Genomic DNA, 22,450 nt, shown 5'->3' with positions numbered 1-22,450 from the left:
CTCAGCCCTTCGAACTCGGCGGCATTGGCGCGGCCGTCTTTTCCCGGGCGATTTGCGTGGGGCGATGACCCAGAAAGAACGAATGAATAGCAGGTAAATTCGTCCTCTTTTGTGGAAGGACGACGATGCTTAGCCCGCCGTCGCCCGATCTGTCGTCCGGCGGCGGGTGTGGTTAGTGGCTGGGGTCCGGGCCGGGGCTGATAGCGTGACCGAGGATGTGGGTGACCGGTGGTACCAGCCGGTGGACGGAGAAGCCGAACCGCTGGCGGTCCTGGACGCGGAATCCGGCGGCGGTGATGGCCTGCAGGGTGTCCCGATTGGGGTGGCAGCCGCCGGCCATGCGCTGCCAGGCGGGGGTCAGCAGGTCTTGGGCAGCGGCGAGGAAGCGGTGGCCGGAGCGGACGTGTTCGTAGAAGGCCAGCGTTCCGCCGGGCCGCAGAACCCTTTGGATTTCGGCCAGGACGGTGGCCTGGTCGGCGACGCTGCACAGGACGAGGCTGGTGACGACAGCGTCGGCGCTGGCGTCGGCGGCCGGGATCCGTTCGGCGGCTCCCGCGACGACCCGGACGGGAACGGGGGCGGACGCCACCCTGCCCTGGGCCAGGCGTCTGAGGTAGTCATCGGGTTCCACGGCCAGGACGTCCGTGACCGCATCGGGGTAGAGCTCGAACGTGGAGCCGTCACCGGCGCCGATTTCGATGACACGTCCGTGCAGGCCGGCAAGCAGGCTGCGCCGGTGATCGGTGCCGCCGCGGCGGTTCATCCCGGCGACCGCCCGGGCGTAGGTACGCGCGAATCGGGGGTGCTGCAGTTCCGCGGGGCCCTCCGGGTCCTGGCCGGTCATCGCGGGGCATCCGCGGTGTTGGAGGGCGGCGCGACGCGGAGGCCGGAGTCGTTGGCGATGCCGGCCATTTCCGGGCCGGTCAGGATCCCGGGTTCTTCCCTGGCCGGGGCAGCACGCGCCTGTGCGACCGCCTCGTGGGGTGGGGTGTGGACGGTCCGGCGGTCTCCGCAGGGCATGTCGTTCTCCTAGGCTCGGTGTGCGGGGCGCTGGCCCAGTTACTACAGTGTCGGCCCAGCCCGTGGCCGTCAATGGCGGCCCCCGTGTGTGAGGGCGGTGGCGGTGTTAGGGGACGGGTTCGCCGGCGGCGCTCCAGGCGCCCATGCCGCCCCGGGTGCTGGTGATGCCGGCGGTTCGGCAGCGATGAACGTTGTTGACGCCGGCACCGGCCTGAGGCAGGACTTATCCGCTCGCTCACCCTCGAGGCTCCGGTAGAGGCGGGATTGGTTTGCTGGTTGTGGCATGGGTCCGCCGTCTGGGTGTTCAGCTGACCCGTGCGAGGAATGAGACGCTCATGACACCGTATTTCGCGGCCGCGGCGCGGGCGCTGTCGGACAGGAATTCGTACGGGTTCCTCCGCAGTTGTTCAAGGACGAACCCGCTGTCAGTGATCGCCTGTTGGTAGGTATCGGTCTGGGCGGCGCCGCCGATGCAGGCGGCCCACAGGTCGGCATTGCAGACGATCTGTGGGGTAAGTTGCCTTTCGGTGACGATGTCGGTGATGGCCAGGCGTCCGCCGGGGCGCAGAACGCGTGCCGCTTCACGGAAGACCGCTGATTTGTCCGGGGAGAGGTTGATGACGCCGTTCGAGATGACGCAGTCGAAGCTTGCATCCGTGAAGGGGAGTTCTTCGATGTGGCCCTGGGTGAACGTGACCTGGGGGAAGTCCGCCGATTTCCGGAGGCCTTCGGCCTTCGCGTTCTGCTCCTCGGTCATGTCCAGGCCGACCACCCGCCCGCTGGGGCCCACCTTGACGGCTGCGACGAAGGCGTCCATTCCGGAGCCGGAGCCCAAGTCAAGGACTTCTTCGCCCTGGTTCAGGTCTGCCAGATCGAAGTTGTATCCGACGCCGGCGAAGGACTCGATGGCCCCGGCGGGGATCAGGTCGAACAACGCGAGAGGGTAGCCCAGCCGTTCGGCGAGGCTGCGCCCCATGGGGAAGTGGTAGTGGCCGGCGGGGTTCTGGGCGACCGCCCGGTAGATCTGCTTGACTTTGGTCTCAAGCTCGGCGCGGTCGATGGTTGCGGCCTCGGATGGTGTGCTCATGTCGTTGCCGGCGCTTCAAACGATTTCGAGGGTGGTTTCGACCGGGACCGGGTTGGCCAGGCAGTCACGCACCGGCGAGCTGTCCTGGACGTACTGGCATAGTGACTTCAGTTGCTCAACGGTGGCGTTCGGGCTCGAGACGCGCGCCAGCGCACGGATCGCCGTGAAGCCCGGCCGCGGGCCTGCGAGCCCCAGGAACTTCCCGACATCGAGGTCCCCTTCAACCTGCATCTGCAATGAGGCGATCTCGATGCCCTGGGCCGACGCATTCGCGACATAGCCGACCGCGTAGCAAAAGCCCAGAGCCTGCAGGAGAAGCTCGACAGCATTGGGGCCCGCATTGTTTCCCAGGAGCACGGGAGGCTCATCCCCCTCCAGCGTAAAGCTCTGGCTCCGGCCGGTGTCGTGAACACCGGCGTGGGTGAATCCGTGGATCTGCCCGACGTTGTGCGTGCCTTCGCTCCAGGTGCTGGTGGCACTGAAGATGAAGCTGCCCTGTACGGGATCTGATTCGATCGCCTTGATCGTCTCCAGCAGACGGTCGACGTCGATGCCGTTGCGGACGGTAGCTGTGGTACCCATTGCACTGCGCCTCTTTCCGGTAGTACCCGGGCATTCATCCCGGATAGGTCGCTCAAGCAAATGCTTGAATACTTGAATAGCACACTCGGACCCTGTATCTTGTCAAGTACCTACTTGAATTCAATCGCAGCGAGGGGAAAGCATATGGGTGACAGGGCAGCAAAGGACGCATTGTTCGACGCACTCGCCTCCGTGGCCAAGGTGCTGGGCAGCGGCCGCCGGGCCGAGATCGTGGACGTTCTCGCCCAGGGCGAACGCGCTGTGGACGAGATCGCGGAGGAGATCGGGCAAAGCGTCGCCAACACTTCGCAGCACCTCCAGCACCTGCTGCGGTCCGGGCTGGTGCTTTCGCGCCGGGACGGCACCCGGATCTACTACCGCCTCAGCGGGCCCGGGGTGGCCCAGCTCTGGGCGGCCGTCCGCCTTGTGGCTTCGGATCATGTGGCAAAGCTCAACGAGCTCGCGGCCGCGTACCTCGGAGACCGGTCGGCGCTGAGCACCCTGACCCGGACCGAGCTGAGGGACCGGATGGCCGGAGGCGACATCGTCGTGCTCGACGTCCGGCCCGAGCCTGAATTCCGGTCCGGGCATATCGCGGGCGCGGTCTCGGTCCCGGTGAAGGAGCTGGCGGAGCGGCTGCGGGAGCTTCCGGATGGCCACACCGTCGCCGCCTACTGCCGTGGCCCGTACTGCGTGTTCGCCGACGACGCCGTGAGGACGTTGCGCCGGCACGGCATCCCCGCCGTCAGGCTCGAGGACGGGTATCCCGAGTGGGAAGCGGCGGGCCTGCCGGTGGCGACACCTGCGTCAAGCACGCCTGCGGGCAAGTGATGACGTTCAGAATTCAACGGCCCGGACTGGCCTTATCCCGGAGGAGTGCCTGCACATGGCGAAGCTGGATCTGATCCCGGTTATTGATGAGGGGCTGGGCAACTCCACCTACCTTCTCGACCTAGGCGGGGGCCGGGCCTTGGCGGTGGATCCGGAGCGTGACCTGCGCGAGGTCCGTGCCGAGGCACAGCGGCTGGGCCTGCGCATCATTTATGCGGCCGAAACGCACTTGCATGCCGACTTCATTTCAGGCGTGCGGGAACTCGCCGAGACCGAAGGCGCCACGGTGCTGGCCCCCGAAGTCGGACCCCGCGGATTCGCCCTCACGGGCCTGCAGGACGGTGATGAAGTTGATCTGGGCGGGCTGTCGCTGAGGGCGCTGGCCACCCCCGGGCACTCTCCGGAGCACCTTTCCTACCTGCTCATTGACAGCGGCCAGACCGCGGGCGTTTTCACGGGCGGGTCCCTGATGGTCGGCACCGCCGGCCGCACAGACCTGCTGGGTCCGGACATGACGCTGCCGTTGGCCCGGGCCCAGTTCCACTCGCTCCAGCGCCTGATGGAACTGCCGGATGAGACGCCGGTGTGGCCCACCCACGGCGCCGGATCATTCTGCTCCGCCGCCGCCGGAGGGGAACGGACCACAACGATCGGGCGGGAACGGGCCAACAACCCGCTGCTGCAGGTGGCCGGCGAGGACGCGTTCGTTGATGCCCTCCTGGGTTCCCTGGGGACGTTTCCGGATTACTTCCTGCGGCTGGGCGAGGTCAACCGGCGCGGACCGGCGGTCATCGGAAGCACCCCGGCCCTCACAGCCCTGGACGCCGGCACTGTCCGGACGATGATGGCCCGGGGCGCCCAGGTGGTGGATGTCCGCCAGCCAGCGGACTTCGCCGCCGGACACATCCCCGGATCGCTGTCCGTCACGCTCCGGCCGGTCTTCGCGACCTGGCTGGGATGGCTGGCCGACCCGGGCCGGCCCGTCATCATCGTCCGAAGCGGTTACCAGGACACCGAAGACATAGTCTGGGCGGCCGCCAAGGTCGGCTTTGATTCCCTCGCCGGGGAGCTGGACGGCGGTATGGCGGCATGGATTGACCAGGGTGAACCCGCCGCCGCGTCCCTGATAGACGCGTCGAAGATGATTTCCGGGGCTGACATGGCGGCGTCGGTGATGGACATCCGCCAGGGCGGCGAATTCGCTGCCGGCCACGTGCCCGGCGCTCGGAACATTGAACTCGGATCCCTGGTCGCCAGGATCCCGGACCTGCCGACCGGGCCCCTGGTCGTGATGTGCGGACATGGCGAACGGGCCATGTCCGCGGCGAGCGTTCTTGAGCGTGCGGGCATCACCGACGTCAGCATCCTGGCCGGGGGTCCTGCAGACTGGTCGCGGGCAGCCCGGCGGGAACTGGAGGCAGGACAGCCGTCATCCCGGCAGGAGATCGCTGCGGCGCGGAAAACGGCCGTCGGCCGGTGAGGGCGCAGGCAACCAGCCGGAGCGACAGCAACCGCCCGCGCGAAGGCATCGAGCTGGGGCTGCGGCAAAACATCGCCCAGTTCATCCTCCTGGTCGCAGTCAACGCCCTCGTCGGCGGCACCCTCGGTCAGGAACGCACCGTGCTGCCCCTGCTGGCAGGACAGGTCTTCCATCTGGACCACTACACGTCCGCTCTGTCCTACATCCTGGCTTTCGGCCTGGCCAAGGCCGCCACCAACTACTTCGCCGGAACCCTCTCGGACCGGTACGGCCGCAAACCCGTGCTGGTCGCCGGCTGGCTTATCGCCCTGCCCGTTCCGCTGCTGCTGATCTTCGGCCCGTCCTGGGGTTGGATCGTGGCGGCCAACGTCATCCTGGGCATCAGCCAGGGGTTGACCTGGTCCACCACGGTGATCATGAAGATGGACCTCGTCGGCCCGTCCCGGCGCGGCATGGCCATGGGCTTCAACGAGGCGGCCGGTTACCTCGGCGTGGCCGGCACCGCCGTCGCCACCGGTTATATTGCCGCGAACTACGGGCTCCGGCCGGGCCCGTTTCTGCTCGGAGCCGCCTACATCGGCCTCGGACTGGGGCTGTCCGTGCTGTCCGTCAAGGAAACCCGCCACCACGCCACGCTGGAAGCCGCCAACCACACCGCCGCCCATGCCGACGCGCACGCCGAGCTCAGCAGCCGGCAGGTGTTCACCCTGACCAGCTTCCGGGACAAGTCACTCTCCTCGGTCAGCCAGGCCGGCATGGTCAACAACCTCAACGACGGCCTTGCCTGGGGCCTGTTCCCCGTACTCTTCGCCGCCGGCGGCCTGACCATCGAAAAGATCGGCGTCCTCGCCGCCGTCTACCCGGCCGTCTGGGGTGCAGGGCAGCTGGCCACCGGTGCCCTGTCTGACAGATACGGCCGCAAATGGCTGATCGTGAATGGCCTGCTCGTCCAGGCTGCGGCGCTGGGCATGGTCGCCGCAGGAACCGGCTTCGGTATTTGGCTCATTGCAGCCGTCCTGCTTGGAGCCGGGACCGCGATGGTCTACCCGGCGCTGCTGGCCGCCATCGGCGATGTCGCCCACCCCGCATGGCGCGCACGCTCAGTCGGGGTATACCGCCTGTGGCGCGACGGCGGGTTCGCCGTCGGCGCCCTACTCTCCGGACTCCTGGCTGACGCCTACGGCATCCCCGCGGCTGTCGCCGTCGTCGCCGCCCTAACAGCAGCCTCAGGAATCGTCGTCGCCGCCCGGATGCGGGGAACAGACCACTAAGCCGAGCACCAAGATTAAACCGAGCACCAAGATTTGCGAAGCTTCCTGCGGACACGCGCCGGAATGATCATGAGGAGACTGCAATGGCTGTCACGCTGCTGCAGTATCCGCTCGCATGAGCTTTTTCAGAGGTCGCTCAGGCCTACGCCTTTGTCATCAAGTCGCCGGCCGAGATCGGCATGTCTGCCGCCTGGATACTGGCGTTGCCCTGGAGGCGGTGTCCGATCCAGCGCAGCTGAAGGTCCGGGACGGCGTCAATGCCGGAGGTGGCGGCAAGGGCCGACCGGGCCCTGTCCAGAAGGTCTGGTTCGATGCCGTCCATCAGCCGCCGGCCGGCCGTCCGGACCGTTCCCCACAGCAAAATGATAATTGCTGCCGCGATCAGCAAACCCACGATCAGGTCGGCCAGCGGGAAGCAGGCCCACACCCCGAGACGGGCAAGGCGCCGCCGTTGGAGCCCCGTACAAGCCGTAGATGGTCCCAATCAGCTGCTGGTGCCGCCGGGGCCTGCCGGGGAACGGCGTTTCCGCCAGCAGGCTCCGCGTCCAGCGCCGGCGTGGAATCTTCTAGCACCGTCGGGCTTCCCTCCGAAGAACAGTCATGGATCGAGGCTATAGATTCCTGCGGGCTCCGGGAGTCAGGCCGCTCCGCTGACCGCTGCAGCGCCGCCTCGGCGGCGGCGTAGCCGCCGTTGCTGTTTTCCCATGAACAAACGTCCGGGCTGGTCGGAACTTCCCTATTCCGTTCGAGTGGGGGTCCAGGACATCACGGGCAGCCCGGTGGCCGCTGCCATTCGCCGAGCGGCGGCTTTTCGCCCGGCACCGCAGACAGGACGTGGCGTTGTTCAGAGACGGCCGCAGTCTGGGGTAATGTAAATCTCGTTGTTTCGAAGGGACCACGTCCAGCACTTTGGACAGTCCCGCTGCGGCTGTAGCTCAATGGTAGAGCGCTAGCTTCCCAAGCTTGATACGCGGGTTCGATTCCCGTCAGCCGCTCCATTTTCCCGCACCGCCGGCGCCGGACCCGGCGGCCATCGCGGCCGGGCCGTTAGGTCGCTACCTGTATCGTTCGAAGTCTGGAACCTCTTCGGTTCCGCTACAGGAGCGATCATGGCTGACAAGTCCCCCCGTCAAGCAGCATCCAAGAAATCCGGCAAATCCATCAAGGAAAAGCGGGCCGACAAGAGGACCGCCGCAGCGCCGCCCAGCTCCCTGGACAAGGCCACCAGCACCAAGCCGGCGAGCCCCAAAAAGAAGTGACCGGTTCCTCGAACCGCCTCACCCTCGGAGTCCTCGCCAGCACTCGAAAGCCTGACGAGCGGCGTCTCCCGATCCACCCCCTTCACCTTGACCGCATCGCACCGGAACTCCGGCAGCAGCTGATCCTGGAGGAGGGTTATGGCGAGCGGTTCGGCGTGTCGGACGCCCACCTGGCCCCGCTGGTGGGACGCATCGTGCCGCGCGCGCAGCTGCTGGCGGAGGCCGACGTCGTCCTCCTGCCCAAGCCGCAGCCCGAAGACCTCGCCGAACTCCGTGACGGGCAGGTCCTCTGGGGCTGGCCGCACTGCGTCCAGGACCGCGCCATCACCCAGCTGGCGATCGACAAGAAGCTCACGCTGATCGCCTTCGAGGCGATGAACCACTGGGCCAGCGACGGCGGCTTCGGACTGCACGTGTTCCACAAGAACAACGAACTGGCCGGCTACTGCTCCGTGCTGCATGCCCTGGCGTTGACCGGTTGCACCGGTGACTACGGCCGCCGGCTGAGCGCCGTCGTGATCGGCTTCGGCGCCACCGCCCGCGGCGCGGTGACGGCCCTGAACGCCCACGGCATCCACGACGTCCAGGTGCTGACCAACCGCGGCGTCGCCGCGGTCGGTTCGCCCATCCACTCGGTACGGATTGCGCAGTTCGACCACGACGACAAGGCGCCGTTCCTCAGCCAGGTCATCACCGAGCGCGGACGGGTGCCGCTGGCGCCGTTCCTGGCCGAGAGCGACATCGTGGTCAACTGCACGCTGCAGGACCCCAACGCGCCGCTGACCTATCTGCGCACCGAGGACCTGGACGCTTTCCGGCCCGGCAGCCTGATCGTGGATGTGTCCTGCGACGAGGGCATGGGGTTCAGCTGGGCGAAGACCACCACGTTCACTGAGCCCATGTTCAAGGTGGGCGAGCACATCGACTACTACGCGGTGGACCACAGCCCGTCCTACCTCTGGAACTCCTCCAGCTGGGAAATCAGCGAGGCGCTGCTGCCGTTCCTGTCCACCGTGATTTCCGGTCCCGAGGCCTGGGCCGCGAATGAGACCATCCACCGCGCGATTGAAATCCGCGACGGCGTGATCGTCAATCCGGATGTGCTGCAGTTCCAGCAGCGGGAGCCGGAGTACCCGCACTCCCCGCTGGGCGTCTAGGCACAGAGGTTATCGAGCGGTCAGCCTCGGAGCACGAGGAGATAGCAGAGCGCCTCATCAGTGGCGACGTCGAAGGATGCATTGCTGCGCTCAAGGCCAACTGGAACAACGGCACCGTCCGTCTACTGGACGACGTGGACGCCAAAACGTCGTCCGCACGCAGCTAGCTAGAGCCATTGCAGCTCGTCCGGGCGCTCCAGCGCAGTGCCCAGCAGGTCCAGGGCGATGGCGCAGGCGCCCACTGCGACCGCGTCGCTGTCGAGCTCGGAGCGCCGGATGGCGATGGGATGGCCGCTGACGGGCGGTTCCTTCTCCAGGGCATGCAGGATGGCCGGTTCCAGCAGGTCCCAGGATTGCGTCACTCCGCCGCCAACGACAACGGTGTCCGGATCGGCCAAACCTGCGACCATCAGGATGGCCCGGCCCACCGCCATTCCGGCGTCGGTGTAGACCGCGAGCGCGTGCGGATCCCCGGCCCGTGCGGCTGCGGCAATCTGCCTCGCATCCATTGCCATGCCGCAGAGTTCCTCGTACCGCCGGGCGATGGAACGCCCGGAGGCCAGTGTCTCCAAATGCCCCCGTTGGCCGCAGGTGCACAGGGCATCGCCAAAACCTGGCACGTGGCCGATCTCCCCCGCCGCCCCGTGGGCGCCGCGGACCAGCCGGCCGTTGGAGTGCACGGCTCCGCCGACGCCGGTCCCGAGGGTAATCCCCAGGACGTTCTGCCGGCGGCTGGCCGCACCCGCGGCGACTTCTCCGGCCAGAAACGCATTCACATCGTTGTCCACGGAGACGGGGACGCCCAGTTCATCGCCCAGGATGCGGGCCACCTGGGTGCCCGCCCAGTCCACGAAGGAATCGCTGGCGACAAGGATGGTTCCGTCGAGGTGGTTGATGACCCCAGCCGCGCCGACGCCGACGGCGCACAGCGCGCCGTCGGTCCCGGCCATGAGCTCCCGGGCCATGTCGGCGGCGGTGGCAACCATCGCACCGTTGCCGGATTTGGCAGGGGTTGGCCGGGTGACCCGGCCTAGAACCCGCAGGTTCCCGTCGCAGACCACGGCCCGGGTTTTGGTTCCCCCGATGTCTATTCCAATAACCAGATCTTTCACGGTGTAACGACCAGGCTCCTGTCTTCGTTCATGGCAGCCAACCGCTCCTCGCGCCGCCTGCGCTGCACAATGGGGTCCGGCACCGGGACGGCGGAGAGCAGATCCCGGGTGTACGCGTCGCGCGGGGCGATGAGCGTGCTTTCCGTGGGGCCGGATTCGACCACCTTGCCGGAGCGCATGACAGCCACCTGCGCGGCCATCTCCTGGACCACGGCCAGATCGTGGCTGATGAACAGGCAGGCAAAGCCAAGGCGCTCCTGCAGTTCTTTGAGCACGGCCAGCACGCTGGCCTGGACGGAAACGTCCAACGCGCTGGTGGCCTCGTCCGCGATCAGCAGCCGGGGCTCGAGGATCAGCGCACGGGCAATGCTGACGCGCTGGCGCTGGCCGCCGGAGAGTTCGTGCGGGTAGCGGCCAAAGACGGCGGAGGGCAGATGCACGGCGTCGAGCAGCTCCCCCACCCGATTCGTCCGCTCGGCGGCCGAGGACCTGCTGTGCACCAGCATCGGCTCGGCAATGCAATCGGCAACACTCATGCGCGGGTCCAGGGAGGCCACGGGATCCTGGAGCACAATGCCCAGCTGGGACTGCAGCGCCTTGCGTGCCCGGCCCCGGACCTTGCCGAGGTCCTTGCCGAACAACCGCACGGTGCCGGCGGCTGGCTTGAGCAGCCCGACGGCCGTGCGGCCCGCGGTGGACTTGCCGGAGCCGGACTCCCCTACCAGCCCCAGGGTCTCCCCCTGGGCCAGGGACAGGCTCACGCCGTCGAGCGCCTTGAAGGCACGGCGGCCGGAGCCATAGACCACATCCACATTGTCCAGTTCCAGGACGGGCGCCCCGGTGCCGGCGGTGGCCGCCTTAGGTTCCTCCCGGTCCCGGGCAATGGCCAGGCGCGGCACGGCGTCCAGCAGCCGCTGGGTGTAGGGGTGCTGGGGCCGCAGCAGAACGTCCTCGACGTCGCCGATCTCCACCAGTTCACCGCGGAACATCACCGCAACACGCTCGGCAAAGTCCGCCACGACACCCATGTTGTGCGTGACCAGCAGCACCGCCGTGTCCATCTCCTTGGCCAGATTGCGCAGCAAGTCAAGGATGTTGGCCTGGACGGTGACGTCCAGCGCCGTGGTGGGTTCATCCGCGATGAGCAGCCGCGGGCGGTTCGCGATGGCGATGGCAATCACCACGCGCTGGCGCTGCCCGCCGGAGAGCTGGGAGGGATAGTGGTCCACCCGTTCCTCCGGATGCGGGATGCCGACGGCGGTGAGCAGCTCGACGGCCTTCGCACGGGCGCTGGCACGGGTCGCATCGCGGTGGTGGTTGCGCACCACCTCGGCAATCTGGTCGCCGATGGACAGCAGCGGGTTCAGGGCCGTGGAAGGTTCCTGGAAGACCATGCCCATCACCCGTCCGCGGGCATCGCACATGGCTGCCTCGTCCGCCACCGCAATGGTGTCGCCGGCAACCTTGATTATCCCGTTGGTGGTGGCGTTGCCGGGCAGCAGTCCCACGACGGACAGGGCCACCGTGCTCTTGCCGGAGCCGGACTCGCCCACCAGGGCCAGCACTTCGCCGGGCCGGACGTCCAATGACACGCCACGGACGGCGGAGACGGGGCCCGTCTCGGTGGAGAAGACCACTTCCAGGTTCTGGACGGAGAGTGCGGGGACGGTGTCCTGCGCTGCGGTGCTCATAGTTGGCCTTTCACATCAAACATGTCGCGCAGTCCATCGCCAATGGCGTTGAAGGCGCAGACGACGAGAATAATGGCAATGCCCGGCGGCAGGATGAGCCACCACTGGCCGCTGTAGGCCGCGTTCAGACCGGCGCTGAGCATGCCGCCCCAGTCGGTCGAGGGGGCCTGGACGCCCATGCCGAGGTAGCTGACATAGGCCACCAGCAGAATTGCATCGGCCACCTGGAACGTGGCGTTGACCACCAGCGTGCTGACGGTGTTGGGGACGATGTGCCGGCCCACCACGCGCCAGTGCGAGCCGCCGATCCCGCGCAGGGTCAGCACGTAGTCTCGCTGCTTGAGCGAAAGCGTCTCCGCACGGACCAGCCTGGAAGGCACCAGCCAGGACAGGGCGGCAATGACCACAATCATCGTCAGGGTGTTGGGCGAGGTGATGGCGGAGATGACCAACAGGATGAACAGCGCCGGGATGGCAATGCCGCTGTCGACAATGCGCATCATGACCGCATCGATCCAGCCGCCTGCGTACCCTGCCACGGATCCCCAGACGGAGCCGATCAGGGTGGCCAGGATGCCTGCGGCCAGGCCAATGACCAAGGACACCTGGCCTCCCACCATCATCCGGCCGAGCTGGTCGAAGCCAACGGCGTCGGTGCCAAGCGGGTGGCCGGCCCCGGGTGCCAGGCTTGCGGAGCCAAGATCCACGTGCACCTGGTCGGTGGGGTACAGCAGCGGTCCCAGGAAAGAGAAGACGAACGCCAAAAGCACCATGGCAATGCCGGCCACGGCCAGCTTGTTGCGCATCAGGCGCCGGAGCATCAACGTCCGGTTGCTGACGGGGGCTGGCAGTTCGCTCTCGACGGCGGCTGCGGAATGGAGCGCGGTGTGGCTCACTGGGACTCCCTCACACGTGGATCAATGAGAACCTGGGTCAGATCGGCCAGCAGGGAACCGATAACGGTGGCGATGGAGATGACAAGCACACAGCCCAGCAGCACCGGGAAATCGGGTGTCTGTGCCGCATTCCAGAACAGCAGCCCCATGCCGGGATAGTTGAACAGCTGCTCGACCACGAGGGCGCCGCCGAAGAGCACCGGAATGTAGTAGCCGAGCATGGTCACCACGGAGGTCAGCGAGTTGCGGAACACATGCCGGCGCAGCACCACCTTCCGGGGCGTGCCCTTGGCCAGAGCTGTGCGGACGTAGTCCTCGGACAGGTTGTCCAGCGTGGAGGAACGCATATAGCGGCTGAACACGGCAATCATGCCCAGTGCGCCCGTCACCACCGGCAGGACCAGCGCCGCAGGTTCGGCGAAGATCCCCCAGGCCGTGTCGGACTGGGGCGCCTGGGATGGAAGCCAGGGCACCCATTGGCTGAAAACGATGATCATGACCAGGCCCAGGAAGAAGACGGGCGTGGCATAGGCAACGAACGACAATGCCGTCAGGACATAGTCGGAGGGCCGGTTGCGCCGCGCTGCCTGCCACAATCCCACGGGGATGGCGATAGACAGCGCGACGACGGCGGAGAGCACTGACAGGACGAGCGTCTTGGGCAGGCGCTGGCTCAGCAGATCCGACACGGACGCATTCAGCACATAGGATTCCCCTAGGTTGCCCCGGAGCAGCCGGCCCAGGTAGTCCAGGTATTGGACCACCAGCGGGCGGTCCAACCCCTGTTCCTTGTTGAACAGCTCCAGCTGTTCCGGCGTTGCCTGGATGCCCATCACCCCGCGGGCGGGCCCGCCGGGAAGTGAATGCAGCAGCAGGAAGACGATGATCGTCACAATGAAGACGACAATGGCGGCCTGCCCCGTGCGTTTCACCATGAACCTTAAGATTTCCACAACGGTCCCATCAGTGTTCGTAGTTATTGAAGTCGCCGGGCTACCAGGTCCACCGCTGCGGGTAGATCAGGTCGACGTCCGGGCCGGTGCCCTTGAGTCCGGTGTCCGCCACGGCCACCTGGTACACGGGGTTGGGCATCCAAACGACGGGCAGGTCCTTGGCCAGCAGGCTGGAGTAGTTCTTCATGGCCGTCGTGTCGTCGGACTTGACCGCGGCATCTGTGAACGCATCGGCCTCCTTGTTGGAGTACTGGCCAAAGTTGGCCTTGCCCGTGGTCCCGAAGATCTTCTCTCCGGTGGGGTAGGCCGGGAAGTACCAGCTGCCGGAGGTGCCGAAGAAGGACAGCTGCCACTTGCAGGCATCTTCCGCCGGCTGGCAGGCCTGGGACTGGGACAGCACGGAGTTCACCGGTGCCGGCTGGACCTTGAAGGAGATCCCCGTCTTGGACAGCGAGGAACGGATCTCGTTCATCATGTTGTCCGTCTCGGTGGAGCCGCTCTGGGAGAGAACAGTCATCTCGAACTTGGTGTCCTTGGCAATGCCTTCGCCGCAGTCAGTGGCACCGGTTCCGGGGCTGGTGCAGGAGGCAATGCCGTCAGAACCGATGGTCCAGCCGTGGCTGGTCAGCAGCTTCTGCGCGTCGGTGGTGCTGAAGGGGTATGGGTTGTCTTTCTGGTCCTTGGACAGGTAGTCGGAGTCGTTGCCCTGGGGCACAGGGCCGTATCCGGGCTGTGCGGTGTCGTTCCATACCACCTTGGAAATGCTCTCCTGGTCGATCGACTTCTGGATCGCCTGGCGGGCGTAGAGCTGGGAGAACACCTTGCCCATCGTGGGGTTGTTGAAGTTGTAGGGCATGTAGGTCACTGACCAGCCCGGCTTCGGGGTGACGGTGTAGCCCTTGCCCTCAAACTGGGACTTCTGCGGCATGGACGCTGCCGAGATGTACCCGTAGTCCAGGGTCTTGCTGCGCAGGGCGTTTTCCTCGGCGCTGGCGCTGGTGAACGGCAGCAGGTTGACCGTCTTGATGGAGGCGGGGTCCGCGCCGTCGTACTTGTCGTTCTTGGCCAGGACCACCTTGCCGGAGGCGTCAAAGGAGGCCAGCTGGTAGGGGCCATTGGTGGTCTTCCACAGCGGGTTGGTGGAGTAGCTCCCCATGTCCTTGGCGGCCTCCACCAGGTAGGCGAAGACCGCCTGGGCACCCTCGGGAGTGCGGTCCAGGTCGGACACAGCACCGGCGTCGCTCGTCTTGTTCCAGGCGTGTGCAGGCATTGCCCGGATCAACGACAGCTGCGTGGAGGTCAGCCATTCGTGGTTGTAGGCCGCATCAAAGGTCATGCTGAAGGTGGAATCGTCCACTGCCTTGAATGCGGTGATGGAATCGGGCATCTTCCCGGCAGCGGTGTTGGCCCACTGTTCCTTGTTGTTCTTGACCAGGTTGTACCAGAACTCGACGTCACGGCTGGTGACGGGCTTGCCATCGCTCCAGCTGGACTTGTTCATCGTGACAGTCACGGTCTTGCCGTCGCCGGAGAAGGTGGCGTCCCTGCCCATGCTGGCCTTTTTGTCCAGACCCATCGAGCCGCTGGCCGTGTTGTAGACAAACATCGGCGTCCACAACGCATTGATGATCGAGGCGTTGATGGTGGATGTGTGGCCCTTGGTGCCCAGCGGCAGGATCCAGTTGGGCGTCTGCGACACCGGCCAGGCGTAGCTGACGGAATCCTTGGCCGATGCGGACGGACCGGTGGCCGGGCCTGCCCCGCAGCCGCTAAGCAGGGCGGCCGTGGCGACGGCGCCGGCGCTTGCGGCCAATGCAAGCCGGCGCCGGGCGCCGGGCGACAGAGAAGAAAACATATGTGACTTCTTTCAGACGGTGTTTTGGGGGCACAGCAGATCAACCGGCCCTGCACTGTGTACTTTGCGGTCCCTGTGATCTGGACCACCAGTGATCAGTAAACACGGTCGTTTCGAAATAAGTCAATTGCTTTTTGAATTAAGATCTTCCTGCATTATTGGCAAAAGCCGAACGCATTCCAGCTCCTCCGCACCGACATTCCCGGCAGCGGTTTCCCGGACCAGCGACTCGTCATAAACCCTGAAAATACAGGGAAAATCACGGCATACATCGTGACGAGCCGGGCGCCTCCAGCGGCCCGGCGGAGCGAAACTTTCGTTGTAGGCCTGCCCAGCCAGCAAAGTTGTGGCTAGACTTGCCGCAGAACATTCCGGCTGGTTTGAACAAAGTAAGGCCTCTTCTTTCATGAATGAAAAAAGTATTCTCGCTTCACGGGACGGCGACTCCGTGCCGCGGCGCGGCCGGGACGTCCAGAGCGAGGCACTGGCTCTGATCGCCGCCGGGCGCGTCCGCTCCCGCGGCGAGCTGGGCGAGGCCCTGGCCATGGCGCCGTCGTCCATTTCACTGGTGGTCCAGACCCTGCTGGCCAACGGCTGGATCACCGAATCCGGCCAGGGACCCTCCACCGGCGGACGCCGCCCCCGGATCCTGGCGGTGAGCGGCGAATCCAGCTATGTGCTCTGTGCCGATATGGGCGGGCGCCATGCCAAGATCGGCGTGATGGGCCTGGACGGCACCCTCCAGGAATCGCGGGCCATCGACTTCGACGTCACCACCGGCCCGGAGGATGGTCTTGAGGTGCTCGGTGCGGCCTTCGAATCGCTGATGGCCGAACACCCCGGCCGGCACCTGCTCGGCATCGGCGTTGCCCTCCCCGGACCGGTGGATGTGGCGGCCGGCTGCGTCGATTCCCCCTCCCGCATGCCGGGCTGGCACAGATTCCCCGTCGGCGAGACCCTTGCGGCCCGCTTTCGCACCGGCGTCGCCGTCGAAAACGATGCCAATGCCATGGCGCTGGGCGAATATTCGGCCCGTTCCCCTCGCTCCGGCCAGATGATTGTCATTAAGGCCGGAACGGCCATCGGGGCCGGGTTCATCATTGACGGCAAGGTCTACCACGGCGCCACCGGTGCAGCCGGGGACATCACCCATGTACGCACCCCCGCCGCCGGGGACACACTGTGTTCCTGCGGCAACCGGGGCTGCCTGGAGACCATCGCCTCCGGGGCCGCTGTGGTCTCGCTGCTGCGGGCCCGCGGGCTTGAGGTTTCCACCACGGCCGACGTCATCCGCCTGGTGGAGGACGCCGACCCCGATGCCACGGGACTGGTGCGCGACGCCGGCCGGCACCTGGGCGGCGTCGTCTCGGCCATCGTGAACTTCTTCAACCCCACCGCAGTGCTGCTCAACGGCGTGCTCTCCACCCTGGAGCCCTTTGTGGCGGCCTTCCGCAGCCAGCTCTACGAGGGCTGCCACCCGCTGGTCACCAAGGAACTCACCATTGCGGCCTCCTCGCTCGGCGAGGACGCCGGCCTGGTCGGCACCGGCCGGCTGGCCCTTCAGCAGGCATTCGAAAACCCCCACACCCAGATGCCCTAGCGTGTCCACCCCACTTTCCGGAGGAACCATGAACGAGCCCTTCTCTGCCCCCACCGCCCTGCCGCGCATCGCCGTGGCCGGGCTCAGCCTGGAGGCAAGCACCTACTCCCCCGCCGTCACCACCGCCGCGGACCTCCACCCCCGCCGCGGGACGGATGTGCTGGACAGGTACGAATTCCTGCGCCCGGGCACAGAACTGCGCGAGGCCGCCACCTGGTTCCCGGTGCTGCAGGGCCGCGGCATCCCCGGCGGTCCCGTGCCGATGGCCGACTACCTTGCGCTCAAGGCGGAGATTCTGGACGGTCTTGCCGCCGCGGGGCCGCTGGACGGCATGATCCTGGACCTGCATGGCGCCATGAGCGTCATTGGCATGGACGACGCCGAGGGCGACCTGGCGGTGGCCGTGCGCGAGGTGGTAGGGCCTGACGTCATCATCAGCACCGGCATGGACCTGCACGGCAATGTCTCCTGGCGGCTGGCCGAGGCCCTCGACCTGCTGACCTGCTACCGGATGGCCCCTCACGAGGATGCCCTCGACACCAAGGAACGGTCCGTGCGGAACCTGCTTGAACGCCTCGCCGTGCCCGGCCGCCCCCGCCCGCTCAAGGCCTGGATCCCCGTTCCGGTGCTGCTGCCCGGGGAGAAGACCAGTACCCGCATCGAGCCGGCCAAGAGCCTGTATGCGATGGTGCCGGAGGTTGAGGCGCTGGACGGCGTTCTGGATGCGGCCATCTGGATCGGCTACGCCTGGGCGGATGAGCCGCGCAACCGGGCCATCGTCATGGTCACCGGCGACGACGAGGCCACCATCGTGGCCGCCGCCGAAAAGATTGCCGCCGCGTTTTGGGAGCGGCGCCACGAGTTCAGCTTTGTTGCCCCCACCGGCACGCTCTACGAATGCCTGGACACCGCCATGGTGAGCTCCGCACGCCCGTATTTCATCTCCGATTCCGGCGACAACCCCACGGCCGGCGGCGCGGGGGACGTCACGTGGTCCCTGGGCGAGCTGCTCAAGCGCGAAGAGTTTTCCACCGGGGAAACCACCGGCATCTACGCCTCCATCCCGGACCCAGCGGCCGTCGAGGCCTGCTGGCAGGCCGGCGTGGGCGCGGAAGTGGATCTGCTGGTCGGTGCCATTGTCGACGCCGGGCCCGCCGGGCCGGTGCGGTTGCGCGGCGTGGTGGAGCACCTCCACGCCGGCGATCCCGAGGCGCTCCGCGAGGTAGTGGTGCGCGCCGGAGGCCTGGCCGTGCTGCTGACCCAGGTCCGCGAGCCGTACCATCTGGAGGCTGATTTCACCCGCAACGGACTCGACCCGCGCGGAAGCGACATCGTCATTGTGAAGATCGGCTACCTCGAACCGGAGCTCTTCGACATGTCCGCCGACTGGATGCTGGCACTGACCCCCGGCGGCGTGGACCAGGACCTGCTCCGGCTGGGGCACCACCGCATTTCCCGGCCGATGTACCCCTTCGACGCCGCCATGGACACTCCCGACCTGCACGCGCGGCTGGTGCCTGCGGCCAACGCCGCCGTGGCCGTGGAGGCATAGACGGTGGAGACACTGGTACAGAAGCCGGCCCTGGAGATTGCCGTCACCAGCGCCGCCGGTGCCCGCACGGCCCAACTGGCCGGCGCGGACCGGGTGGAGCTGTGCGCCGCCCTCGAACTTGGCGGCGTGACGCCCTCGCAGGGGCTCATTGCCGCCGTCGCCGCGTCCACCGGCGGGGACCTGCCCGTCCATGTGCTGGTCCGCCCCCGGGCCGGCGGCTTCTGCTACTCGGAGGACGAGCTGCGGACCTATTCGCTGGAGCTGCGGGCCATCGCCGCCCAGGGCGTGGCAGGCGTGGTCATCGGCACGTTGAAGAGCGGCGGTGCCGTCGACAAGGAGGCCACCCGCCGGCTGATGGCCGCGGCCTGGGATGTGGACCCGGGGCTCTGCATCACCTTCCACCGCGCCATCGACCAGGCCGACGACGTTGAGGCCGCCATGGCGTCCCTGCTGGATCTGGGCGTGCAGCGCGTCCTGACCTCGGGGCAGGCGGCAGCGGCCCGCGAGGGTTCCACGGTCCTGCGGCGCATGGTGGAACTGGCCGCCGGGCGGCTGGAAATCATGGCCGGTGGCGGCGTCGGTGTGGGCGACATTGGGCACCTGGCGGCCATCGTGGGTGTTGACGCCGTGCACCTCTCCGCGAAGGCCGTCCAGCAGCCGGCGGCCGGCTACGTGCTCCCGCTGGGATCCGCCGACGGCGGTGCGCAATTCGGGACGGATGCACGGATCGTGGCGGAGGCAGTGGCTGCCGTCAGCGCCGCCCGACGGTCTCCGGGGCCGGCGTCTGACCACAAACTGGGAGGGAGACTTGGCATCCGGTTCGTTGATTGTTGATGCCATCGAAAGACATTTCTAGGAGCTTTCATGTCCCAGCGCCTGACCGCCGGCGAAACGGCCCCTGCCTTCACCCTGGCAGATTCCACCGGAGCGCTGCACAGCCTCGCCGAGGTGCTGAGCATCTCCCCCGATCCCGTGGAAAAGCTGGCCAAGTTCGCCGGCAAAGAGGAGCTGACGTTCCCGCTGCGCTCGGACGAGGACCAAGCGGTGGCCGACGCCTACGGCGCCTGAGACGAGAAGAAGAACTACGGAAAGACTAGTGTGTGGCGGCCGCAGGCCGCCCGCCCCGGCGCTCCCCCCGCCCTTGGCCGGCGCCCTTGCGGACAATGCGCACAAGCCGCCGCCGGTCCTTCAGGTCCACCTTGAGCATCAGCTGGCCCCGCCGCGCCAGCACGACGGCGACCGTCGCCGCGGCGAGCGCCGGCACCCCGCCGGAGACCAGAATGGCGGTGGGCGGGTCGACGTGCTCGGCCAGCCAGCCGATCAGCGGTCCGCCGATTGCCTGGCCGCCGATCAGCACCATGATGTACAGGCTCATCACCCGGCCGCGGATGGCCATGTTGGAACTGATCTGGACCAGCTGGTTGGCTGCGGTCAGGAACATCAGGCACCAGAAACCGGCCAGCACCATGGCCGCGCCGAACCACGCCATGGACGGCGCGAGGGCCGCGAGGCAGAGCATGAGCCCGTACATGCCTGCGCCCAGCATCACCGAGCGCAGCCGCAGTTCGCGCCGCCGCGCAGAGGTGATCGCCCCGGCCAGCGCGCCCAGTGCCACCAGCGCGTTCAGCAGGCCGTAGCCGCCGGCGCCGACGTCGTACACATGGTCCGCAAATGCGGCCAGCAGCACCGGCAGGCTCATCGCGAACACGGCGACGAAGCCGGCCATGAGCCAGGGCCAGTAAATGGTGGGCTTGCTGAGCGCGTAATTCAACCCCTCCCGGAGCATGCCCTTGCGCTTGGGGACGGGAGCGCTGATGTGCAACTCGTCCTTCCGCAGGGTGAGCAGCATCGCGACCGTGGAGCAGCACGCCACGGCGTTGGCGGCGAAAGCCCAGCCGGCACCCACCGCCGTGAGCAGCAGCCCGGCGACTGCCGGGCCGATCAGGCCGCCGAGCTGGAAGGTCGTGGAGTTCACACTGATGGCGTTCCGCAGGTACAGCGGGCCCACGAGTTCATTGACAAAGACCTGCCGGGCCGGCTGGTCCAGCACCGTGACCAACCCCAAGGCCAGTGCAATCGCGTAGACGTGCCAGACTTCGATCCGCTGGGTCAGTGCCAGCACCGCGAGGATTGCCGCAAGCCCGGCGGCCGCGGACTGGCACAGCATCAGGATCCTCCGCTTCGCGAAGCGGTCCGCGATCATCCCCGCCCACGGCCCGAGGAACAGCGAGGGCAGGAACTGCAGCGCCACAGTGATGCCGACGGCGGTGACGGAGCCCGAGAGCTCCAGGACCAGCCAGTCCTGGGCGATCCGCTGCATCCAGAGGGCGATCACGGCGATGAAGTGGCCGATCGCGAAGATGCGGAAATTCCGGACCCTCAGGGAAATGAACGTGTGGCGCCACGGGAGGCGCTGGGTGACGACGGCGATCGGCTGCGTGATGGTGTCCGGTAGTGGGGTCGCGTTGGCCTGTAACGGCGGAGGGGGTGCCACGAATAGTCCTCAAGGGAGCGGGTGTGCGGGGATGCCTTAACGCTAAGCTGGCCCGGACAGATTGCGGAAGCATATTCTCCGCATAACTCGCATTACGAAACGCAATGCGGCGCCCATGTGCCGCCCGGCCAGGAGTCCGCATGTTCGAACCCGCCCAGCTCCGTTCCTTCCTGGCTGTCGCCGAAACCCTGAGCTTCACCAAGGCCGCCGAACGCCTGGGCCTCGCACAGCCGACCGTGAGCCAGCATGTCCGCAAGCTAGAGGCCGCCGCGAAGCGCGTCCTCGTGGCGCGCGACACCCGCGATGTGCGCCTGACGGACAACGGCGACGCGATGGCCGGATTTGCCCGCAGCATCCTCTCCGCGCACGACGCCGCCTCCCGCTACTTCTCCGGATCCGCCATGCGCGGACGCCTGCGGTTCGGGACCGCAGACGACCTGGCCATCACGGGGCTCCCGCGGATCCTCCGGGAGTTCCGCCAGGTCTACCCCCAGATCAACCTGGAACTGACCGTGGGCCAGAGCGACCAGCTCTACAAGCGGCTCAACGCCGGCCAGCTGGACCTCGTCTTCGTCAAGTGGGTCGCCGGCGCGAAGGACGGCACAGTGGTCCAGCAGGATTCCTTCGCCTGGGTGGGCCTGGAGCAGACCGTGCTCGATCCGGCCGAGTCGGTACCGCTGATTGCCTACCCGTCGCCGAGCCTGAGCCGGAAACTCGCCATTGACGCACTGGAGTCCTCCGGCCGGACCTGGCGGATCACCTGCACCACACGCCAGATCAGCGGAGTGCTCGCGGCAGTCCGGGCGGGAATCGGCGTCGCCGTGATGCCGTCCTCCCTGGTCCCGGATGACCTGTTGGTCATCACGCGGCGTTTCGACCTGCCGCCCGTGGGCGACGTCGACTTCACCCTGATCCGCAACCCGCTGGCCAATACCGCGGTGATTGACGCCCTCACCCAGGCGATCGTGGGGCGGGCCCTCAAGCGCTCCGCCTGAGGATCCGCCCGGCCGGTGCCGCCTGGCAGGCAGAAAAGTACGGGTACTGACGGTGTACCTACTCGGAAGGCGTACTTACCCGGACCATTGATCGCACGCAGTACGTGACCTATCCTAAGAACGTTGAATGTCAAGCAGTGGCCCATGACAACGATTCGAAAATGACAACCATTCGAAAAACGAACGCTTCCTTGCGCGTCTGCCTTTCGGCAGCGGTACCGGCGGCGTTCGGGAAGGCCGACAATGACGACAGCCATAAACCGCCCACATGCTCCCGCAGCTTCGGCTGACCGCGCACTCACGCCGGTGCGTCCGCTGACTCCGGCACGGCACCACAGCGCCGCCGGCCAGCACGCTGGCCGGGGCCGCCGCGACACACACCGAGTCTCCCCGGCGGATGCCGACTTCGTAGGTAGCCCCTACTGCGAACGCTGCGGGACCGACGAATTCATCTACCTCGAGACTTTTGTCCCGGCAACGCAGCGACGGGACAGCTCCGTCAGCCGGCTGGGTGAGGTCACTTATTTCTGCTCCGGCTGCGACGACTTCTCCGCCCACGCGGTGCCGGCTTCCTGGGTGCCGCCGGGCTGGTATTTCGGCTGAGTCCCGAACCAG

Annotated in this window: 23 protein-coding genes and 1 tRNA gene; 12 read left to right on the top strand and 12 right to left on the bottom strand. The window is 67.0% G+C overall.

Features of this window, described 5'->3' with window-relative positions; all coding sequences use genetic code 11:
• Positions 1 to 172: 172 nt before the first annotated feature.
• From ACVWZ8_RS09620 to ACVWZ8_RS09605, 4 genes are all read right to left on the bottom strand, one after another.
• Positions 173 to 844 (bottom strand): class I SAM-dependent methyltransferase, encoded by a 672-nt coding sequence (locus ACVWZ8_RS09620; protein ID WP_426979560.1) that lies wholly within the window; start codon positions 842 to 844, stop codon positions 173 to 175.
• Positions 841 to 1,020, bottom strand: a complete 180-nt coding sequence (locus ACVWZ8_RS09615) for a hypothetical protein (protein ID WP_426979561.1) — start codon at positions 1,018 to 1,020, stop codon at positions 841 to 843. Before ACVWZ8_RS09615 ends, ACVWZ8_RS09620 begins: the two co-directional genes overlap by 4 nt.
• Positions 1,021 to 1,324: 304 nt before the next feature.
• The gene (locus tag ACVWZ8_RS09610; RefSeq protein ID WP_456504504.1) at positions 1,325 to 2,107 is read right to left on the bottom strand and encodes a methyltransferase domain-containing protein; all 783 of its coding nucleotides are present in this window, start codon (positions 2,105 to 2,107) and stop codon (positions 1,325 to 1,327) included.
• Between the two features lie 15 nt (positions 2,108 to 2,122).
• The gene (locus ACVWZ8_RS09605) at positions 2,123 to 2,689 is read right to left on the bottom strand and encodes an OsmC family protein (protein WP_426979563.1); all 567 of its coding nucleotides are present in this window, start codon (positions 2,687 to 2,689) and stop codon (positions 2,123 to 2,125) included.
• Between the two features lie 144 nt (positions 2,690 to 2,833).
• Between ACVWZ8_RS09605 and ACVWZ8_RS09600 the strand changes: the two genes are divergently transcribed.
• From ACVWZ8_RS09600 to ACVWZ8_RS09590, 3 genes are all read left to right on the top strand, one after another.
• Complete coding sequence (locus ACVWZ8_RS09600) at positions 2,834 to 3,520, top strand: ArsR/SmtB family transcription factor (protein WP_426979564.1); 687 nt, start codon at positions 2,834 to 2,836, stop codon at positions 3,518 to 3,520.
• A 55-nt stretch (positions 3,521 to 3,575) separates the two neighbouring features.
• A complete protein-coding gene (locus ACVWZ8_RS09595) occupies positions 3,576 to 5,000 on the top strand; it encodes an MBL fold metallo-hydrolase (RefSeq protein WP_456504503.1) in 1,425 nt (474 codons plus the stop codon).
• An 83-nt stretch (positions 5,001 to 5,083) separates the two neighbouring features.
• Positions 5,084 to 6,271 carry an MFS transporter gene (locus ACVWZ8_RS09590; protein WP_456505927.1) on the top strand — a complete coding sequence of 396 codons (1,188 nt, stop codon included), beginning with the start codon at positions 5,084 to 5,086 and terminating at the stop codon, positions 6,269 to 6,271.
• Between the two features lie 142 nt (positions 6,272 to 6,413).
• Here ACVWZ8_RS09590 and ACVWZ8_RS09585 read toward each other — a convergent pair whose 3' ends face one another.
• Positions 6,414 to 6,698, bottom strand: coding sequence for a hypothetical protein (locus ACVWZ8_RS09585; RefSeq protein ID WP_456504502.1), 285 nt, complete (start codon positions 6,696 to 6,698; stop codon positions 6,414 to 6,416).
• A 497-nt stretch (positions 6,699 to 7,195) separates the two neighbouring features.
• Here ACVWZ8_RS09585 and ACVWZ8_RS09580 point away from each other — a divergent pair.
• The 3 genes from ACVWZ8_RS09580 to ACVWZ8_RS09570 all read left to right on the top strand — a co-directional run bounded on the left by ACVWZ8_RS09580 (position 7,196) and on the right by ACVWZ8_RS09570 (position 8,687).
• Positions 7,196 to 7,269: transfer RNA gene (locus ACVWZ8_RS09580), tRNA-Gly, on the top strand.
• 111 nt (positions 7,270 to 7,380) lie between these two features.
• Positions 7,381 to 7,530: a hypothetical protein gene (locus ACVWZ8_RS09575; protein ID WP_426979567.1), complete on the top strand. Its 150-nt coding sequence runs from the start codon at positions 7,381 to 7,383 to the stop codon at positions 7,528 to 7,530.
• Positions 7,527 to 8,687, top strand: a complete 1,161-nt coding sequence (locus ACVWZ8_RS09570; protein WP_456504501.1) for a N(5)-(carboxyethyl)ornithine synthase — start codon at positions 7,527 to 7,529, stop codon at positions 8,685 to 8,687. The genes ACVWZ8_RS09575 and ACVWZ8_RS09570 overlap by 4 nt, the downstream gene beginning before the upstream one ends.
• A gap of 167 nt (positions 8,688 to 8,854) precedes the next feature.
• Here ACVWZ8_RS09570 and ACVWZ8_RS09565 read toward each other — a convergent pair whose 3' ends face one another.
• The 6 genes from ACVWZ8_RS09565 to ACVWZ8_RS09540 all read right to left on the bottom strand — a co-directional run bounded on the left by ACVWZ8_RS09565 (position 8,855) and on the right by ACVWZ8_RS09540 (position 15,602).
• Positions 8,855 to 9,799, bottom strand: coding sequence for an ROK family protein (locus ACVWZ8_RS09565; RefSeq protein ID WP_456504500.1), 945 nt, complete (start codon positions 9,797 to 9,799; stop codon positions 8,855 to 8,857).
• A complete protein-coding gene (locus tag ACVWZ8_RS09560; RefSeq protein WP_456504499.1) occupies positions 9,796 to 11,490 on the bottom strand; it encodes an ABC transporter ATP-binding protein in 1,695 nt (564 codons plus the stop codon). Before ACVWZ8_RS09560 ends, ACVWZ8_RS09565 begins: the two co-directional genes overlap by 4 nt.
• Positions 11,487 to 12,386, bottom strand: a complete 900-nt coding sequence (locus tag ACVWZ8_RS09555; RefSeq protein ID WP_456504498.1) for an ABC transporter permease — start codon at positions 12,384 to 12,386, stop codon at positions 11,487 to 11,489. The genes ACVWZ8_RS09560 and ACVWZ8_RS09555 overlap by 4 nt, the downstream gene beginning before the upstream one ends.
• The gene (locus tag ACVWZ8_RS09550; protein ID WP_456504497.1) at positions 12,383 to 13,321 is read right to left on the bottom strand and encodes an ABC transporter permease; all 939 of its coding nucleotides are present in this window, start codon (positions 13,319 to 13,321) and stop codon (positions 12,383 to 12,385) included. The genes ACVWZ8_RS09555 and ACVWZ8_RS09550 overlap by 4 nt, the downstream gene beginning before the upstream one ends.
• 58 nt (positions 13,322 to 13,379) lie before the next feature.
• Positions 13,380 to 15,194, bottom strand: coding sequence for a peptide ABC transporter substrate-binding protein (locus ACVWZ8_RS09545; protein ID WP_456504496.1), 1,815 nt, complete (start codon positions 15,192 to 15,194; stop codon positions 13,380 to 13,382).
• Positions 15,195 to 15,317: 123 nt separating this feature from the next.
• Positions 15,318 to 15,602: a hypothetical protein gene (locus ACVWZ8_RS09540; protein WP_456504495.1), complete on the bottom strand. Its 285-nt coding sequence runs from the start codon at positions 15,600 to 15,602 to the stop codon at positions 15,318 to 15,320.
• On the opposite strand from ACVWZ8_RS09540, the gene ACVWZ8_RS09535 reads away from it, so the two are divergent.
• From ACVWZ8_RS09535 to ACVWZ8_RS09520, 4 genes are read left to right on the top strand one after another with little or no spacing between them, the layout of a single operon-like run.
• A complete protein-coding gene (locus ACVWZ8_RS09535) occupies positions 15,601 to 16,794 on the top strand; it encodes an ROK family protein (RefSeq protein ID WP_456504494.1) in 1,194 nt (397 codons plus the stop codon). The two genes, ACVWZ8_RS09540 and ACVWZ8_RS09535, sit on opposite strands and share 2 nt — an antisense overlap.
• 28 nt (positions 16,795 to 16,822) lie before the next feature.
• On the top strand, positions 16,823 to 18,346 hold the full coding sequence (locus tag ACVWZ8_RS09530; protein WP_456504493.1) for a M81 family metallopeptidase: 1,524 nt from the start codon (positions 16,823 to 16,825) through the stop codon (positions 18,344 to 18,346).
• Positions 18,347 to 18,349: 3 nt separating this feature from the next.
• Positions 18,350 to 19,180 (top strand): copper homeostasis protein CutC, encoded by an 831-nt coding sequence (locus ACVWZ8_RS09525; protein ID WP_456504492.1) that lies wholly within the window; start codon positions 18,350 to 18,352, stop codon positions 19,178 to 19,180.
• 30 nt (positions 19,181 to 19,210) lie between these two features.
• On the top strand, positions 19,211 to 19,414 hold the full coding sequence (locus ACVWZ8_RS09520) for a redoxin domain-containing protein (protein ID WP_456504491.1): 204 nt from the start codon (positions 19,211 to 19,213) through the stop codon (positions 19,412 to 19,414).
• A 25-nt stretch (positions 19,415 to 19,439) separates the two neighbouring features.
• On the opposite strand, the gene ACVWZ8_RS09515 is transcribed toward ACVWZ8_RS09520, so the two are convergent.
• Complete coding sequence (locus tag ACVWZ8_RS09515; protein WP_456504490.1) at positions 19,440 to 20,840, bottom strand: MFS transporter; 1,401 nt, start codon at positions 20,838 to 20,840, stop codon at positions 19,440 to 19,442.
• 140 nt (positions 20,841 to 20,980) lie between these two features.
• Here ACVWZ8_RS09515 and ACVWZ8_RS09510 point away from each other — a divergent pair, with 140 nt between their 5' ends.
• Together ACVWZ8_RS09510 and ACVWZ8_RS09505 are read left to right on the top strand one after the other, a co-directional pair.
• Positions 20,981 to 21,835 carry a LysR family transcriptional regulator gene (locus ACVWZ8_RS09510; RefSeq protein WP_456504489.1) on the top strand — a complete coding sequence of 285 codons (855 nt, stop codon included), beginning with the start codon at positions 20,981 to 20,983 and terminating at the stop codon, positions 21,833 to 21,835.
• 243 nt (positions 21,836 to 22,078) lie between these two features.
• On the top strand, positions 22,079 to 22,438 hold the full coding sequence (locus ACVWZ8_RS09505) for a hypothetical protein (protein ID WP_426979571.1): 360 nt from the start codon (positions 22,079 to 22,081) through the stop codon (positions 22,436 to 22,438).
• Positions 22,439 to 22,450: the final 12 nt, after the last annotated feature.

This window comes from Arthrobacter sp. UYCu723 (assembly GCF_054059215.1).
This window is presented reverse-complemented; position numbering and strand designations above follow the sequence as displayed.